The 1,707-nt window shown below is 42.4% G+C and carries 2 pseudogenes; one reads left to right on the plus strand and one right to left on the minus strand.

The features are described from left to right. Positions 1-179: 179 nt before the first annotated feature. Positions 180-412 (minus strand): annotated as a pseudogene (locus ACFILW_RS09590) (hypothetical protein); the annotation flags it as partial. Here ACFILW_RS09590 and ACFILW_RS09595 point away from each other — a divergent pair. Beyond that, a pseudogene (locus tag ACFILW_RS09595) lies at positions 407-1,707 on the plus strand (hemagglutinin repeat-containing protein); the annotation flags it as partial. The pseudogenes ACFILW_RS09590 and ACFILW_RS09595 sit on opposite strands and share 6 nt — an antisense overlap.

The raw sequence follows: 1,707 nt of genomic DNA on the forward strand, positions 1-1,707 counted from the left end.
TATGCATTCATTACTCCATTGTGGATGATTCATTTTAATCAATAAAAAACGCTATTTGAAAGCCGCGTCATATCATTGGCACGGCTTTTTTTTTAACTCTCTCTTTTATGAGATGTTTATAGCAATGCATTTTATATGCGTTTATAACCATAAAGAAGGCACGTCTCCCATGTCTCTTTTTATTCTGTTTGATCAGTTATATTGACAACATTATCCCTTTCATAAACCTCACAATTTTTTGGAACCAACCTTACTTTGCTTTTTTATTGATTTTTGCATTGCCATAAACCTTTCCATAAATCTTTGCACGACCATCAATAACAGCATAATTATAAATTTTTGCATGGCTATAAATGCAAGCCAAGCCACAAACCTTGGCATGACCATAGACGCGTGCATAACTAAAGATGGACAAAAGGTTTTGGTGCCTCATGTTTATTTGGCACCAAACACTTCTTTAGCACAAGATGTTTATGGGGCAAAAACGCAGCAAGGAAACCTTGCCAGTGCACGTTTGAAAGGCAATGGCATCACTATAGAGACGGACCGTCTTACCAATAGTGGCACCATATCGAGTAATGGTGCATTGCATGTTTCGACTACGCAAACTTTGTTCAATAATGGTGGTTTTTTGCTTGGCAGCGGTGCTGTAGATCTCAGCAGTGGCGATCTTTTAGCCAACTCTTCAGGGGTTATTCTGGGGGATATCATCACCCTCAATGCGAAGACAATCATTGATGGTACTGCAAAAATCCGTGACACGAATGAATATGGTTTTGTTGATCGCAGTGGGCAGCAGGCTCAAATCATTTCTATACAGGATTTAAACATTCACTCCCTTGGCGATTTAAGCATGACTGGTGGCCAATGGAGCAGTGGTGGATCGACGACGGTGATTGTCGGTGGTTCTGCTACGTTTGGTTCATTAGTGCTAGAGAGTGACCATAAGGAAACATTGGAAAAAGGGCATTATAACGCCCAAAGCAGTGAGCACCGTTTGACAGAAGTCAACAGTGATGGAGATTTGACCATTGTCACAGGTGGTGAACTGAACCTTGGGGGAAAGTTTAAAGCCAAGGGCAATGGTGATTTCACCAGTGGTGGCGCTCTCAACGTGGTTTCAGAGCAAGATTTTAACAGTTTTGATTTGGATCTGAGGGGCAAAGAAGGCGACAAATCGAAGCAAAAGGATAAGTTTCGTCAACAATCAACAGAAGTTACTACAAACAAAACCACGATAGAAACAGAGGGCGACCTCTCCATGCATGCCAAAGATGGGCATCTCACGCTTGATGCCATAGGGGCAAAAAGTGGTGGTCAGACGCATTTGGCATCAGATACGGGAAAAATCAAGTTTCTGACCAACAAGGATCAAGATTTTAAGGATGTTTATCAGCGTAATGAAAACCTTGTGTGGTGGAGTGAGAGCGATAAAGGTTACCTTAAGGAGACCATCGAACATGTCACCATAGATGCTAAGGGTGGCATAAAGCTTGATGCGGGTGATGGCTTCGTTGTTGAGTATCAGGAAACCGGTGATTTAGACAAATCTCTTGAGCAATTGTCTCGCTCCCCAGGCATGGCATGGATTAAGCAACTGCGTGATGATCCAGAATTATCCAAGCAAGTTGATTGGCAAGCAGTTAAGGCTGAATTTAAAGACTGGGATTATAAAGCCCAAGGGCTGACAGAAGCCGGTGCGGCTAT

The sequence above is a fragment of the Bartonella sp. TT110JLCBS genome, assembly GCF_042193405.1.
GTDB lineage: Bacteria > Pseudomonadota > Alphaproteobacteria > Rhizobiales > Rhizobiaceae > Bartonella.